The 15,570-nt window shown below is 38.3% G+C and carries 15 protein-coding genes; 11 read left to right on the top strand and 4 right to left on the bottom strand.

Annotated features, from left to right (window positions below):
* Nucleotides 1-35: 35 nt before the first annotated feature.
* From J4Q03_RS03060 to J4Q03_RS03075, 4 genes are all read right to left on the bottom strand, one after another.
* Nucleotides 36-2,237 carry a TonB-dependent receptor gene (locus J4Q03_RS03060; protein ID WP_426046745.1) on the bottom strand — a complete coding sequence of 734 codons (2,202 nt, stop codon included), beginning with the start codon at nucleotides 2,235-2,237 and terminating at the stop codon, nucleotides 36-38.
* Between the two features lie 70 nt (nucleotides 2,238-2,307).
* A complete protein-coding gene (locus J4Q03_RS03065; protein ID WP_426046746.1) occupies nucleotides 2,308-5,121 on the bottom strand; it encodes a T9SS type A sorting domain-containing protein in 2,814 nt (937 codons plus the stop codon).
* A 74-nt stretch (nucleotides 5,122-5,195) separates the two neighbouring features.
* Nucleotides 5,196-5,654, bottom strand: coding sequence for a hypothetical protein (locus J4Q03_RS03070; RefSeq protein WP_426046747.1), 459 nt, complete (start codon nucleotides 5,652-5,654; stop codon nucleotides 5,196-5,198).
* A gap of 137 nt (nucleotides 5,655-5,791) precedes the next feature.
* Complete coding sequence (locus J4Q03_RS03075) at nucleotides 5,792-8,011, bottom strand: NADP-dependent isocitrate dehydrogenase (RefSeq protein WP_426046748.1); 2,220 nt, start codon at nucleotides 8,009-8,011, stop codon at nucleotides 5,792-5,794.
* A gap of 319 nt (nucleotides 8,012-8,330) precedes the next feature.
* Between J4Q03_RS03075 and tpx the strand changes: the two genes are divergently transcribed.
* The 11 genes from tpx (at nucleotide 8,331) to J4Q03_RS03130 (ending at nucleotide 15,539) form a co-directional block, all read left to right on the top strand.
* Nucleotides 8,331-8,828 (top strand): thiol peroxidase, encoded by a 498-nt coding sequence (tpx, locus tag J4Q03_RS03080; RefSeq protein WP_111954959.1) that lies wholly within the window; start codon nucleotides 8,331-8,333, stop codon nucleotides 8,826-8,828.
* A gap of 154 nt (nucleotides 8,829-8,982) precedes the next feature.
* Complete coding sequence (locus tag J4Q03_RS03085) at nucleotides 8,983-9,690, top strand: hypothetical protein (RefSeq protein WP_426046749.1); 708 nt, start codon at nucleotides 8,983-8,985, stop codon at nucleotides 9,688-9,690.
* 36 nt (nucleotides 9,691-9,726) lie between these two features.
* Nucleotides 9,727-10,074 (top strand): VOC family protein, encoded by a 348-nt coding sequence (locus J4Q03_RS03090; protein WP_426046750.1) that lies wholly within the window; start codon nucleotides 9,727-9,729, stop codon nucleotides 10,072-10,074.
* A gap of 44 nt (nucleotides 10,075-10,118) precedes the next feature.
* Nucleotides 10,119-10,523: a glyoxalase superfamily protein gene (locus J4Q03_RS03095; RefSeq protein ID WP_426046751.1), complete on the top strand. Its 405-nt coding sequence runs from the start codon at nucleotides 10,119-10,121 to the stop codon at nucleotides 10,521-10,523.
* A gap of 136 nt (nucleotides 10,524-10,659) precedes the next feature.
* Complete coding sequence (locus J4Q03_RS03100; RefSeq protein WP_426046752.1) at nucleotides 10,660-11,871, top strand: DUF763 domain-containing protein; 1,212 nt, start codon at nucleotides 10,660-10,662, stop codon at nucleotides 11,869-11,871.
* 179 nt (nucleotides 11,872-12,050) lie between these two features.
* Entirely contained in the window at nucleotides 12,051-12,641 is a 591-nt protein-coding gene (locus J4Q03_RS03105; RefSeq protein ID WP_116010645.1) for a Crp/Fnr family transcriptional regulator, read from the top strand.
* A 78-nt stretch (nucleotides 12,642-12,719) separates the two neighbouring features.
* Nucleotides 12,720-13,130 carry a VOC family protein gene (locus J4Q03_RS03110; RefSeq protein ID WP_426046753.1) on the top strand — a complete coding sequence of 137 codons (411 nt, stop codon included), beginning with the start codon at nucleotides 12,720-12,722 and terminating at the stop codon, nucleotides 13,128-13,130.
* A 35-nt stretch (nucleotides 13,131-13,165) separates the two neighbouring features.
* Nucleotides 13,166-13,627 carry a hypothetical protein gene (locus tag J4Q03_RS03115; protein ID WP_426046754.1) on the top strand — a complete coding sequence of 154 codons (462 nt, stop codon included), beginning with the start codon at nucleotides 13,166-13,168 and terminating at the stop codon, nucleotides 13,625-13,627.
* Nucleotides 13,628-13,702: 75 nt separating this feature from the next.
* A complete protein-coding gene (locus J4Q03_RS03120) occupies nucleotides 13,703-14,227 on the top strand; it encodes a DinB family protein (RefSeq protein ID WP_426046755.1) in 525 nt (174 codons plus the stop codon).
* Nucleotides 14,228-14,230: 3 nt separating this feature from the next.
* Nucleotides 14,231-15,007: an alpha/beta fold hydrolase gene (locus tag J4Q03_RS03125; RefSeq protein WP_426046756.1), complete on the top strand. Its 777-nt coding sequence runs from the start codon at nucleotides 14,231-14,233 to the stop codon at nucleotides 15,005-15,007.
* Between the two features lie 100 nt (nucleotides 15,008-15,107).
* Nucleotides 15,108-15,539: a VOC family protein gene (locus J4Q03_RS03130; RefSeq protein WP_426046757.1), complete on the top strand. Its 432-nt coding sequence runs from the start codon at nucleotides 15,108-15,110 to the stop codon at nucleotides 15,537-15,539.
* Nucleotides 15,540-15,570 lie beyond the last annotated feature (31 nt).

Here is a 15,570-nt window from a genome sequence, read left to right on the forward strand (position 1 = left end):
GGATTTATTTATTGCTGTACAGCCTGTGAAGGTTTTTAAAAATTATATTTCACTTTAAATCCTGTAAAGAAATAAGCTTTGCTGGGGCCTGGATTAACATCAGTATAAACAGCAGAGTTGTTATATTGGTTGTCCATATCTGTATCATTGATACTGTTTCCGTAAAACAGGAAAGTATAATTAATCTGGCTGGTTAAATTATTTCCTATCACAAATACATCTACATCAAATTTATTGAAAGTATGCCTGTAGCCGATTTTAGAGTTGAGCAGTCCGAAGCTTTTCATTTGGTTTGTGTTTTCAAAATCAGTGTACACACTTCCCATAAAACTGTATGTATTCTGCCAGTATAACCCCATTTTAGTATCAAAGTCTAATCCTAAAGTGAACTTTGTTTTGGGTACCCCGGCCACGCTGTTGTTGTCATAAGAATAGACATCTGCTGCGCGGTCAGATTCTTTTAGATAGGTACTGAACCTGGAATATTTAAAATCACTGTATGTATAGCTTACAAAAGGCTGGATTTTAGCAACAAAGGAATTTTTAGGCTTGTAAGAATATCCGGCACTTATTTCCAGTCCTTTATTTTTCTGGTCTCCTGTGTTGGCCCAGTAAGAATATGGTGTTTTTTCTGCATCGTTGAGTCTGTCTCTTAATTGGGTCAGTTTATCTTTAATATGAATACTGAATAATGAGAACTGATAATCTATAGACGTATTTCCGATCAGTCCCTGAATGCTGAAATCCCACATTTTTGCCTTTTCTGCAATAAGGTTATCATTGATTTCATTAAGAACGGGTGTAAAGGAGGTGGCAGAAGTCGGCGCATTGTACCCTTCACTGTAGCTGAGGTTGAAGATCTGATTTTTCCATGTTTTTTGAAGGGCAAAATGAGGGGTGGCTACTGCTTTAAATTTCTTATCAAAAGACAGATCCTTATTGTAAAGATCATTGCCATTTACTAAGAACAGACCGGGAAGGGCAAACAGATCTTTTCTGTTGTAGCTGATTTGATTGATGCTGATCCCTGCCAGGAACATTAAATTCCAAGGTTTATAGGTGATTTTTTCAACAGCAAAATAATTGGACTGGTCATTGGTGTATTTAAAATAGGAACCTTCATATAAAGGTCTTAATATGGGAGGATCCGTAATTTTTACACTTTTGAAACGGTAATTGGAAATGGTAGAATTCGACTGCTGGATTTCAATTCCGAATTCTGTCTGGCTCTTGAAATGATCCCAGTCTTTGTTGAATAGAAATACTGACCTGAGACCGTAATTGGATGCCGAAGAAGTTTCATAAGCTCCAGCTGCAATCCTGTCACCCGTAGTCCCGGTATAAAATAGAGTAGTATTGTTGCTGAAGTTTTTGCTGATCTTCCAGATATGTCCGATTCCAGCTCTGGAAGTAACAAATTTGGTCTTTGCACCTCTTCTGATGTAGGCGAAATTTCCATTATCAATACCGTTATAGTAGTCGTCATAGGAAATCTGCCCTGATACCTGTTCCAGAGAATTTCCATGGGAAGCCAATAGGGTGACGGTCTGCTTTGGATTCAGCTTAAATTCACCGTTAATATTGTAGAAATTCTTAATGCTTTTTCCATGAGGGCGGTATCCATCGCTTCCGATATGGGTAAAATTAGCCGTTACAGAATGTTTTTCTCCAACGCTGGAAGCTGAAGTAGAGCTCTGAAAAAGGCCAAAAGATCCGGTATTGAACTGTTCGGAAACAGAAGTTCCTTTTTGATTTTCCGGTTTTATATAAAGCCTTACAGCGCCGCCGGAACCACCACCGTACAATGTTGCTGCAGGACCTTTTATCACATCTATATGGTTGATCAGGCCGAAATTGACATCATCCAGAATGGTAACTCCGTCTGCACCGGTAAGAGGAATATTGTTCAGGTACATCTTGATACCCCAGTTGTTGAATTTCTGGTCGTTTCCGTAGCCTCTCAGTATAATTCTCTGGCCTCCCAGCTGGGTTCTTTTTTCCACCTGGACTCCTGCCATGGTATTGAGGCTCTGTTCTATAAATGCGGGATTATTCCGGTTGATTTCATATTCGGAAATGATTTCTGTAGACTGTGCATGTTTTTTAAATTCTTCACGCTCTTTTATGACTTTTGCTCTTGCATGGATTTCTATTTCATCAATATTTTTTTCACTTTCCTGCGCATGTACAAATCCAATCATCCCTAATGACAGCGCGAATATGTAGCTTTTTTTCATCAATTATAAATATTAAAAACAACAAGATAAGACTGCCTTACCTTGCTGTTTTTATTTTAAATTTTATTTCTTATTTTCTTATGATCACGGAAGTGTAGACCATAGTTCCATTTTGGAGAACCTTTAATACATAATCACCTTTTCCTAGATTTTCAATATTAAATTCTTCACCAGACTTTATATTGTTTTTTGTCAGAACAAGTTTTCCGGAAGCATCATAAATCTCTATATCTGCAGCTTTCCCGTTTTCAAGCTTTACATGAAGAGGACCTCTGGTGGGGTTAGGATATACCTGGTTTTTCATAAGGTTATACTGGGCGTTGCTTGTAGATAAAGTGACGTCATTAACCTTGGTAGTGAAAGCCCCTCTTCCGTAAGTTACTGCTAGTATAGTCTTATCAGATGGACGGTAATCAAAATGATTAACTTTAAACTTACCTAAACCATCGGAATATAGAGCCCATGTAGGTGAAGCAGCCTGGAAATTAGAGGTTCCCCATACTCCGTAATAAGTTCCCAGAATAACCTCATTATTATCCTGAGGATTCATGAAAATAGCTTTTACAGGAATATCAGGCAGATTTCCTTCTTTTGAAACCCATGTTGTTCCCCCATCAGTACTGTAAAATACACTTGTTTTATTGAAATTGGAAACTGTGACCATGATCTCATTTTCAGAAGCTCCCAGTTTGATATCGGAAATATATCCTCCGAAATTATAATTGATGGTTGCAGTACTAGGTGTTGTATTGGCATTGGTCACCTTGTACAATTTTCCTGAAGACAGACCAATGAAAAGGGTAGAGCTTGCAGTGGTATATGGCGAAGCAAAAATATCGGTAACAAATTCACCTGCCGCTACTGTAGCAATGGTTAGCTGGGTTCTCACAAGGCTTAATGGTACACTAGCCAGACCGCTTACTCTGTTTAATACAATAGAAGTTGAGCCTGATCCATTGGCATTGGTATAAGCGATATCCAGATTTCTGTCCACTGCCAGAGGGTTTATAAATTGTCCGGCATCTCTTTGCGCTGCAGCCAGAAGATAATATCCTCCCTGTGCATTAAAAATAAAATGGTAGTTATTAGTATAAGATGCGATAAGGTATTTATTCTGATCATCAAACGCTGTATAAGCCCCGTCACCGCCATATACTTCTGAAGTGTTATAGAAATTATTGGCCAAAACAGCTCCTGAAAGCCTTTTCGTGCCATTGTCCTGAGCGCCCAGAATCATATCTTCAGCTGCAGCTGTCGCAGAAGGATTTAAGGTGCCATGATAGAATTGAGTCACATTAAAACGTTTATTTCTCATTCCTATGGCTGTTGTAGTGGCAAGATTATCTTTATTTGGAGCAAAGAAAATACCTCCGTCATTACCCATGACAAACTGGCTTGGATTCTTTGGATTAAAAACCAACGCATGCTGGTCTGCATGTACCAAAGAAATATTAGTAGTATTAAGTACATTGTTATTGGACCATTTGGTATACTGGGCCCAGGTTGTACCGCCATCCGTACTTTTATAAGAATCTATCCCTCCTACGTAAACATGATCGTCATTGGCAGGATCTGTTTCAATGACTAAATCATAAAATGACTGACCTCTTGTAAAATCGTTGTCAGGCTGGCTTGTATCTACAGGGTTGGGCAGTGTAATCCCTGATCCTGCGACATTAGTGGAAATCCAGCTCGTACCGCCGTCTGTTGTTTTCGCAATTCTGACCGGTTCCGCAGTTGTTTCTCCTTGCATTAATGCATAAGCCTTTAAAGGATTGGTGCTGGAAACTTCTACCATTACCCTTGCACTACTGTTTCCTACATCATATACGTTGGTAAATGTAGCACCATGATCGGTAGATTTAAAAATTTTTCCGCCAGAGGTGGAACCGCCGAAAACGCTCCGTCTTGTGGATACCCATATAGCGTTATCTGTACCTACTTCTATATCCTGAATATCATATCCCCTAGTGGCTGTAGAAAGCAAACTGTTTACTAAGGTGAAATTTGTTCCGTCAGTAGATTTATAGAGTCCGGCTTCATATAATCCGGCAAAAGTTAGCGCATCACCAAAATAAGTTCCTGCAACTCCTGCGTATACTTCGGAGACTCCGTTATTATTTACCACTTTAATAGAAGGGATATTGTACATCCCTTTTTTTACCCCATTGGAAGCATATCCGTTTTCCAGATTAAATACCTGCTGCCATGTAGCGCCGCCATTGGTTGTTTTCCAGATCCCTAAACCGCTGAAGTCCCCGGTTTCAACTTCTCCGGTTCCTACGTAAAAAATCTGGGGATTATTAGGGTCTGAAGTAATGCATGATACCGTGGTATTGGACCAAAATGCATCTACCAGCGTCCACTCGGAATTAGGATTGGAGATGTCGTTATTAAACCATAATCCGCCTGAAACACCACCTGCCCAAACTTTTTTGCCTGTAGCGTCATTAGGGTCAAACATGATGCCTCTTACTCTCCCTCCTGTTTCATAAGGGCCTCTTTCTATCCATAGATTGCTAATGTTCTTACTGGCCTGCCCTCCGGTAGCACCATTGAATAGTTTTAAACTTTTTTCAGGCTGAAATTTGCCGCTTGCTACCTTTTGTTCAAGATCCACATAATTTTTGTTGTGTATAGTTCCGGTTTCAGGGTCCATAGTAGCAATGAAATCATGTAAATAATATTCATCAGGTGGCTTTTGCTTATGATCCCTGGCGTCCTGAACTTTTTTTTGATAAGAATTTGTGATATCCTGAATGTGTTTCAGATACTTTTTATTAACCTTTGAGGCGTTATTTGCTGTGCTTTTCTGCACTTCCTGTGCATTAAGATAAAGTGAAGCCACTGTAAGGCCCACTCCGAAAATTGATTTTAACTTCATACTTGTTTTTTTAACTCTATAAAAATAGGTTTTTTTTATTGTCAAAAAAAATATTTATTTCAATGAAATCAAATTTATTCAGGAAGATTTTCTTTATCTGTTGGTATTTTATTATTGTTTTCGTTGTTTTTGTGAAGAAAATTTATTTTCTGCTTGATCTGTTTTTTATTTTTTTTATTTTCAGATACCAGATATACCTTGTTAAGATCAAATACCTGATCCTGTTCTGGCTTTTTTATTGTACCATCCTCATCTATGGTTATTTGATCGGGGGATTCAGGAAAGTAGATTCCCTGCAGATGTAATATTCCGTTTTTGTTTTCTTTTTTTAAAGGTATTTTTACATTTCCTGCCAATAGATATTTGGGGTCCATTTTTGAAATATTCTTTGCTTTGATAGCAAAGTTTTCCGATCTGGAACCTCTTACACCTCCGGGGTTTATTGTATGAACTGCTTCAATCAGCTGATAATGCTGGGCAGAGCAGCCGCTGCTGAAGAATAATATGATTAAAATATAATTAATGATTTTCATATTGATGGTTTATAAAATTGTTTTCAATGCAGGAAATATACAAAAAAACTCTTTGGGCTGTAAAACCTATTCATTTGGATATTATGAATCAAAAAAAGCCCCTTAAAAAGGAGCTTTCTATTTATATCGGTCAGAAATTAAATTCCGTCAATAATTTCATTTAATACTGTGCTTGGTCTCATCGCTGCATACGTTTTGTACGTATCAGTTTTGTAGTAGCCGTCGATATTCTGAGGTTTACCCTGAGCACTGATTAATTCTTCGTTAATCACAGCTTCGCTCTCCTGCAATGCTGCTGCAACCGGAGCGAAATGAGCTGCCAATTCAGCGTCTGCAGTCTGGTTAGCCAAAGCTTCAGCCCAATACATGGCTAAATAGAAGTGAGAACCTCTGTTATCAATCTGACCAACTTTTCTTGCTGGAGATTTATCTGTAGCCAAGAATTTGGCGTTAGCTTCGTCTAATGCATCAGCCAGAACCTGGGATTTTGTATTTCCCTGTGTTTGAGCCAAATGCTCTAAGGAAGCCTGAAGCGCCAAGAATTCACCTAGGGAATCCCATCTAAGATATCCTTCTTCCAGGAACTGTTCAATGTGTTTTGGAGCAGAACCTCCGGCACCTGTTTCGAATAAACCTCCTCCGTTCATCAATGGAACAATAGAAAGCATTTTGGCAGAAGTACCCAGTTCAAGGATAGGGAAAAGGTCAGTTAAATAATCTCTTAATACGTTTCCTGAAACAGAAATGGTATCTTTTCCTTCTCTTGCTCTTTTAAGCGTTTCAGTCATCGCATCTTTTACATCAAGAATTCTGATGTCTAGACCTGCCGTATCGTGATCCTTAAGATATTTCTCTACTTTTTTGATGATTTCTCTGTCGTGTGCTCTTCCTTTATCCAACCAGAAAATAGCAGGCGTATCAGAAAGTCTGGATCTGTTTACTGCCAGTTTCACCCAGTCCTGAATTGGTGCATCTTTAGTCTGGCACATTCTGAAGATATCTCCTTTTTCTACTTTTTGAGAAAGAAGAACGTTTCCTGCTTCATCCTGAACTTCGATGGTTCCGTCAGCTGTTGCCTGGAACGTTTTGTCGTGAGAACCGTATTCTTCAGCTTTTTGAGCCATTAAACCTACGTTCGGAACAGATCCCATAGTTGTAGGATCCAGTTTTCCGTGAGCTTTCATATCATCAATAACAGACTGATAGAAACCTGCATAAGAACGGTCCGGAATGATACATACCGTATCTTCTTCGTTTCCGTCTTTGTTCCACATTTTACCGCCTCCTCTTACCAGTGCAGCCATAGATGCGTCAACAATGATATCAGAAGGAACGTGGAAGTTGGTAATACCTTTGTCAGAATTTACCATAGCCACTCTTGGTCCGCTGGCTAAAGCCGTTTCAATATCAGCTTTAATATCAGCTTCCTGGGCATTTCCTTTGATTTTTTCGAAAAGATCAGCAAGACCGTTATTTGGATTAACATCTAAAGACTTGAATGTCTCGGCATATTTGGTGAAAACATCTTTGAAATATGTCTCAACAATAGCACCGAAGATGATAGGATCAGAGATCTTCATCATCGTTGCTTTAAGGTGTGCAGAAAGAAGTACGTTTTTGTTTTTAGCCTCATCAATAGCCTGCTGAACAAATGCTTTTAATGAGTTTAAATTCATTACAGAAGAATCGATCACTTCTCCGGCCTGAAGACCTGCGAAATCTTTTAGTAAAGTTTCAGCGCCGTCATTATCTTTGAATGTAATTTTGAATTTTGTAGCATTTTCTACAGTGGTTGAAGTTTCAGTTCCGTAGAAATCCCCTCCTTCCATGTGAGCAACATCAGTTTTGCTGTCAGAAGCCCAGTCACCCATTCTGTGAGGATTGGCTTTTGCATAGTTTTTAACTGCTTTTGGAGCACGTCTGTCAGAATTTCCTTCTCTTAGCACAGGGTTTACGGCACTTCCTAAAACTTTGGCATATTTAGCTTTGATTGCTTTTTCTTCATCATTCTTAGGCTCTGCAGGATAATTTGGAACCGCGAAACCTTTAGACTGCAATTCTGCAATAGCCTCATCTAGCTGTGGAGCCGAAGCCGAAATATTAGGTAATTTGATAATGTTTGCATCCGGTTGAGTGGCCAATTGACCTAATTCAGCCAAGGCATCACCGATTTTCTGGTCATCTTTCAAAAACTCAGGGAAGTTAGCCAAAATTCTTCCAGATAAAGAAATATCCGGAACTGCAATTTCAATGTTTGCTGATTTTGTAAAAGCTTTTACAATAGGTAAAAACGAGTGTGTTGCCAACATTGGAGCCTCATCCGTAAGGGTGTAATAGATTTTTGATTTGTCTGACATTATACTGTTATTTATTATTTGATTTTTTAAGAATCACAAATTTACTAAATATGATTGTTTTATAAGGGTATTTTGCATAAAAAAAGAAGTCAGTATATCTTTTTAAACAATTGTTTCTCTCTATTTTTACTTTGAAGCCGAAATTCTACCTTTAACCGGGAAGAAAAATACAATAATGTTTTATGATCAGCGCCAGAGTTACTGAAACTTAGACTTAATAATGCTCTAGATTCTAAGGACTTTAAGAATTATTTAACCTTTAATTGACTTCAGAAACTTTCTATTTTAAGTAAATTTGAAAAACTAAAAAAATAAAATTATGTCAACGATTACCCTTAAAGGAAACGAAGTAAATACAATAGGAACCCTTCCGTCAGTAGGAACAACCGTAAGAGATTTTGCATTGGTAGATTCCGGCCTGAACGTGAAACTTCTTTCAGATTTTGATGGGAAAAAGAAGGTATTCAATATCTTCCCGAGCATTGATACAGGGATTTGCGCAGCTTCTGCAAGAAAATTCAATGAAGAAGCTTCAAAACTTGATAATACGGTAGTAATCAATGTTTCTAAAGACCTTCCATTTGCATTAGGAAGATTCTGTGCAGCTGAAGGCTTAAACAATGTAGAAACGCTTTCAGATTTCAGAAGCAGCTTTGGAGATGATTACGAAGTGACTATTACAGATTCACCTATGAAAGGACTGCTGAGCCGCGCCGTAATTGTTACAGACGAAAACAACAAAGTAGTGTATACGGAGCAGGTTCCGGAAATTACTACCGAGCCTAATTACAGCGCAGCAATTGACGCATTGAAGTAATATAATAATAAGATTGTATAAGCCTTGTGAAAAACTCATTCACAAGGCTTTTTTGACTCTGAAGAATTATCTAAACAAGTGACGGTAATTCTAACCCATAGTCCAATAATTGAGTTCCCGGTTTCTTTATTAGCAACATCAAACAATTCATACCATGAAAATAATTAAATTTAACAGAAGAGTTTACAGCTCAGGCTTTTCAACACTTCTGCTTTTATTTTTCTTTATTGGCTGTAGCGGACAGGAGAAAAAGAAAACAGAATTCCGTTCAGAAACCAGTACTCCCAAAAAATTTCAAAACAAGCAATATGAAAATTATGATCTGATAGGTAAAGTTAAAACAACCCAATGGGAAATTTTCAACTATGATACTTCAGGAAATACAAGTAAATATTATTATAAGGGATATACTGACCAAATTGATTTAAATTTCAGTAAAGAAGGAGAACCCTCTTTGGTGAAGCTTGTGAGTAAATCTATAAAGGCCTATCAGCAGCCCCGGGATAGTAAAATAGAAAATATAGTATATGAAAAAAAACCTGTAATCCTTTTAACATCTGCATCTATTGAGGACATAAGTATTGACTACCTGACTTATTCATCAAAAGTAGATCCGGTTACCAAAAAGCTTATTGCTGAAAATGAATATATTAAATACTACTATAATAAATATGGTGACTTACAGGACTACATCGTTACTGACGGAAAAGATGAAGAGCCTAGATATTTTAAATTTGTATATAAGTATGATGAAAAAGGTAACTGGGTAGAGCGTACTTTATCTGAAGAGTTTTATGATTCAGAAACTCCGGATGATAAAGAAATTATACAGAAAATTGTAAGAACAATCACTTATTATTAACAGTGACTTATATTGTAAACTCTTAATTTATATAAAATGGTAAAAAGAATTGTGGCCAATATAAAAGCAGATCATTTGGCTGAGGCAGATCGTTTTTATAAAGATATGCTGGGTCTTGAAATTCTCATGGATCATGGCTGGATCAAAACTTTCGGGAACCAGGAAGAGGCCAGGGTTCAGATAAGTTTTGCCACTCAGGGCGGAAATGATACAGAAGTTCCTCTGCTTTCAATAGGAGTAAATAATCTGGATGAGCTTTACGGAAAAATGAAGCAGGCCGGTTTTGAAATCACTTATGGGATCACCGGTGAAGAATGGGGAGTACGAAGGTTTTTTGTAAAAGATCCGTTCGGAAATTTAATCAATATACTTTCACATCAGTAGCTTTATTTATCAACAGAAATATCATTTTCACTATAAAAATTATTATGAAAGCTACACAGATCATTCCTGTCTTCCGGATCTTTGACTATCAAAAAACCATAGAGTTTTATGTAGATTGGTTGGGCTTTGAAGTAGTGTGGGAACATTGTTTTGAAGAAAATACCCCCGTTTACATGGAAGTGAAAAAAGGAGATATGGTTTTTCATTTAAGCGAACATCACGGAGACGGAACACCCGGAACCAGAATTATGATCTGGGGCGAGGGAATTCCAGCTTACCACAAAGAATTAATTGATAAAAAATATAAATACAACCGTCCGGGTCTCGAGAAAACATTTTATGGTGCCGTATCTTTTACGGTAAATGATCCATTCGGAAACACCATTATATTTAATGAGAAATATATTGAGGAAAGACACAGAGATCTTGAATTTTTCTCTATTCATTAATTCATTCAATGCAACAGACTACATAAAAAAAAAACAGTTATAAAAAGGCTTTAACTACAACTTATTATAGCGGAACTGATGATTCAAATCATCAAAAAGAAACCGTAAATTAGCTATCTTTACACTTTAAAATACAATGAAACGTTCAGGAACAGCAGATCTGCCTTTACACTACGGAAAAGTACCGCCATGGCTGTATGAACGCATGTCTGTGCTTGGACTTTCCATGATTGAAGTGATGCTGATGGATTACGGAAAAGATGAGGTTCTCCGTAGGCTTGCAGACCCGTTCTGGTTCCAGAGCTTTGGTGCTGTGATGGGTATGGACTGGCACTCCTCAGGAATTACAACTTCTGTAATGGGCGCTTTGAAGCGGTCCATAAATCCCAATTCAAAGTCGCTGGGCCTTTATATTTGTGGCGGAAAAGGCAAATTCTCAAGGGAAACTCCTTCCGAGCTCCTTCATATTGCTGATAAAACAGGTCTGAACGGGCATGAACTCGTAAGAGCCAGCAAACTCTCTGCAAAAGTGGATAACACAGCCATTCAGGATGGTTACCAGCTCTATCTGCACAATTTTATTCTGGCAGATAACGGCAGCTGGAGCGTGGTACAGCAGGGAATGCATGAGACCGATGGTACTGCAAGACGGTATCACTGGCATTCAGAAAATATCAAATCATTTATAGAAGAGCCCCACACAGGTATCAATGGTATTTCACGAGGAAGAATCCTCAATCTTACGGATGCCGATGCTTCAGAAAACCGCCAGGGAATTCTGGATATTTCCCATACTGATTCTATTGATGTGATGAAAGATTTTTCGAGGTTAATTCTTCCGGCTCATCATGATGTACAGGCTTCAGATATTGATTTAAAACGTCTCGGTGCTCTTTTGTATGTAACCCGTGAGCAGCAGCCTCAGAATTTTGAAGACCTTTTAATGCTGGAAGGAGTAGGGCCCAGAACCATGCAGTCTTTAGCCTTAGTGAGTGAGGTGATCCACGGAGCGCCTTCAAGGTTTGCCGATCCGGCGAGGTTTTCCTTTGCCCATGGAGGAAAAGACGGGCATCCTTTCCCGGTTCCCACTAAAACCTATGACGAAAGCATCACCATTCTCAGAAAAGGAATTGAAAAATCAAAACTTGGAAATTCCGATAAGCTGAATACTTTAAATAAGCTGCATCAGATTGTAGCTGCCACTGAAAAAGATTTTACTCCCGATTTTGATATCCAGCAGGTTATTGAGGAAGAAAGACAGAATTCATGGCGCTTCGGAGGAAAAACAGTCTTCGGGGACGCGCAGCCTCCCAAAAATCCAAAACCGATCCAGCTTTCTTTGTTCTGATATTTTAGGCTGACAGGGATCACTAAAAACTGTTTAATTATTTAGAAAGAATAAAAACAATTGATAACAATACAGTAAAATGGGTTTCTTTTGATGTATTCCATTAATTTGTTTAATTTTTTATATCCCGGTTTCAATTAAAAATTATATTTTTAAAGCTTTAATAAAGCAACAACTCAATGACCAGCAAAGCCTTAGAGATCTGTTACGATTTCCCGTTTTTTCTTCAGGAAGAGCTTGACGAAATATTTCAGGCTCACGAAAAAGTTTCATTCCAGAAAGGAGACATTATTCTGGAAGAAGGAAAGACGGCCAATGAATATTATATCCTGGAAAAAGGCCTTGCCCGTTCATACGTGAATGATTTCAGCGGAAATGAGGTAACCACACACTTCTTTGCTGATAACGAGATTATTATTGAGGTCTTGTCAATTTTTCAGAGAATCCCAACCCAGGAGAATATCATCTGTATCACAGACTGTGAATGCTGGAAATTTGATTATGAGACATTTCAGGAGCTTTTCCATAAAATACCCAATCTCAGAGAATGGGGAAGAGCATGGATGTCAAAAGAACTTTTTGTCTACAAACAGCGCTCTGTAGAAATGTTTACCCTTTCCGCTACCAGGCGTTATCTTAATCTTTTGGAGCAGAAACCTCAGGTGGTACAGTTTGCTCCCCTTAAACAAATCGCATCTTATCTGGGAGTTACAGATACTTCCTTAAGCCGTATCCGCAAAGAAATTGTTTCCCATTCGAAGAAAAATTAAATCTTGCCTTATGGCAAGTTGATTTTCATCAGGGCTTGGTAATTTTGGTTAAAAGTTTAACACAAAAAAATTACTATTATGAAAGCCAATCAAATTTATGTCAACCTTCCCGTAAAAGATGTGCAGAAAACAAAAGAATTCTGGACCAGACTCGGATTTGCAATTAATGAGCAATTTTCAGATGATAAAGCAGTCTGTGTGGTGATGAAGGAAGATAACATCTACATCATGTTCCTGACAGAAGAATATTTTCAGACTTTCTCCGAAAGACCTGTTCCGAAAGGCGATACCACACAGGTTCTTGTAGCCATTGCGTTGAACAGCCGTGAAGAAGTTGATCAGGTGGTGAATACAGCTCTGGAAAACGGAGCTTCACAACATGAGGAGCCTCAGGATTACGGTTGGATGTACCAAAACTCTTTTTGGGATTTAGACGGACATGGCTGGAATATTACGTTTGCCGATATTTCCCAGATGCCTGCTGAATAAAGATCAACGATGATATCACAACAAAATCTACCGCTATGGAATCAAAATCAAACGACATTGAAATAGTGAAAGTTCAGGTATTCAGCAATTACAAAGTTATTTCTATGAATACCGAAGGCATTACCCCGGAAGAATCTATGATCTTCCCAAATGGTGAAGCCAACTGCATGAACTGGATTCTGGGACATTTAATTTATATAAGAAATGGATTTCTCAATACGCTTGGAGAAGAATCTGTCTGGGACAGCGAAAAATTTTCCTGCTACAACAGAGGAGAGATTCCACTGGAAAGAAAAGATGAACTGATAGATTTTGAAGAATTAAAATCTTACCTTCAAAAGTCCCAGGACAAGCTCGAAGCAAAACTTAACAGTATTGAAAAATTTAATCCTGAAGCCATTAATGATATTGCCATCTTTTGCCTTCACGAAATTTATCACAGCGGGCAGCTGGGTTATCTCAGAAGAATCTTAGGCAAGCCCGGTGCTGTAAAATAACCATGCTTAGAATAAAAGAACTGTAGAAGAAGTTCACCTTCTCTACAAAACACACCAATCACTAAAAATTAAAGAATGGACACACCAAAATCAAAAAAAATGGAGCTCGTGATTCCGGCTTACAGAATGCATTCTCAAAACTTTCTTAATGTTTTGGACGGTATTTCGGAAGAAGATGCTTTGAAAAGAATTGAAGGAAAAACCAATCATATCGTATGGATGGCAGGAAACTTTGTCAATATGCGTTATGCCTTGGGCTGGGTTTTAGGACTGAAGGATGAAGATCCTCACAGCGACCTTTTTTTTCAGGGAAAAGCTCTGGACGAAAATTTCAGCTATCCGGGTTTAGATGAGCTGGAGAAAAATTTCCATGACATTTCACCAAAAGTATATCAGAAGCTTTGGGAAGTTACAGATGAAGAACTGGATGAAATCTTTGAAATCGGGATGAATATTCCTTTTATCCGTGAAACCAAACTTAATTTCGTAGGAATGTGTATCGGCCGTGAGGATTATTTATGCGGCCAGATAGGTCTGATGAGACGAATTCTGGATTATCCGGGAATGAAATATGATGTGGATGAAAATCTGAAATATTAATTAATGGAACCTAAAGAAAAAGGCCATAAACAGGTCAACGGAATCCGCATGTACTATGAGATCTACGGTTCCGGAAAACCTCTGGTACTAGTCCATGGCGGAGGTTCTTCCCTCCTGTTTGATTTTAAAGAAATAATTTCCAGGCTTGAAAACCAATTTCAGCTCATAGGCATTGATCTGCAGAACCACGGGATGAGCGATCATCGTGATATTCCCGAAACCTTTGAACAGGATGCCCATGATGTAGCAGCTCTTTTAAAGGAACTTCAGATCGGAAAAGCTTTATTCTGGGGATTCAGCAACGGAGGAAACACCGTGCTGCAGATAGCGAATCTCTACCCTGAAATAACAGAAAAGATCATCATTGCATCTGCATTTTATAAAAGAAACGGTATGATGGAAGGCTTTTTTGAAAGTATGGAAGAAGCCACTCTCGAATCTATGCCGGAACCTCTTAAAATCAATTTTCTTAACCTGAATCCTGACTTTTCAAAACTTGAAAACCTGTTTGATAAAGACAGCAAAAGGATGCAGACATTTGAAGACTGGGACGAGAAGATTTTGACATCCATAAAAGTTCCCGCCTTATTCATGAGCGGAGACCAGGATGTTATGAAACCTGAACATGTAGTGGAAATGTGGCGTCTGGTCCCCGGATCCAGACTGATGATCCTGCCGGAAGGCCACGGCTCTTATATGATGGCAGATTTCGAAGGAAACACAGATTCCGGACTCATCAACTTTACAGTAAGCGAGGTGACGAAATTTTTAAACCATTAAGGCTGTATGAAGATAAATTCTTAAAAGCTTAATCAGGCTTGATGGTTAATTTAAAACTTACATTTAACTAATTAACAATAACATTTAAAAATCAGAAATCATGGCTAAATTAAATCCGTACTTAAATTTCGACGGGAAAGCAGAAGAAGCTTTCAATTTTTACAAATCTGTTTTCGGAGGGGAATTTCGTGGAGAAGTTTTCAAAATGGGTAATGCTCCCGGTACCGAAAACTTATCAGACGAAGAAAAAAACAGGGTGATGCATATTGCTCTGCCAATCGGGGACGACCTTCTTATGGCTTCGGATATTGTTCCAAGCTTCGGACAGACCCTTAACGTGGGAAATAATAATTATGTATCTATTTTCCCTGAATCCAAAGAAGAAGCGGACAGGCTTTTTAAAGGGCTTTCCGAAGGAGGAAACATAGAAATGCCAATTGAAGACCAGTTCTGGGGAGACTATTTCGGAAGCTTCCAGGATAAATATGGAGTTCATTGGATGGTGAACTATAATGAAGAATCTGCAAAATAATCTTATATTTAACTAAATTTATTGAGGGCAG

This window comes from Chryseobacterium sp. NFX27 (assembly GCF_049887855.1).
GTDB lineage: Bacteria > Bacteroidota > Bacteroidia > Flavobacteriales > Weeksellaceae > Chryseobacterium.